At 51.1% G+C, this 358-nt stretch carries 1 protein-coding gene; it reads left to right on the top strand.

Going from position 1 to position 358, the window contains the following annotated elements:
* On the top strand, positions 1-358 hold a 358-nt coding region (locus KNO87_RS15390; RefSeq protein WP_214814853.1), incomplete at both ends, for an RNA-guided endonuclease InsQ/TnpB family protein.

Raw genomic sequence — 358 nt, 5'->3', positions numbered from 1 at the left:
GACGGCAAGGTGAGACTTCCTAAAATCGGCTTCGTGAAGTTCGAACAACATCGCTCGTTTGAGGGCGTCATCCGGTCGGCGACGGTCTCAATGACCAAGACAGGCAAGTTCTTCATCTCCATCCTCGTCGAACAGGAGAATGAACCATGGATTCCAGCCAAGAACAAGGTCGGGATCGATCTTGGCCTAAAACACTTCGCCGTCATGACGAACGATGCGATGGTCTCGGAGGAGATCGAAAACCCACGTTTCCTTCGTAAGTCCGAAGCGAAGGTCAAGAAGGCGCAACGGGCGCTGTCGCGAAAGAAGATTGGAAGCAAGAATCGTGAAAAAGCCAAATTACTTTTGGCCAAGAAAC

This window comes from Exiguobacterium sp. s34 (assembly GCF_018617435.1).
Taxonomy (GTDB): domain Bacteria; phylum Bacillota; class Bacilli; order Exiguobacteriales; family Exiguobacteriaceae; genus Exiguobacterium; species Exiguobacterium aestuarii.
This window is presented reverse-complemented; position numbering and strand designations above follow the sequence as displayed.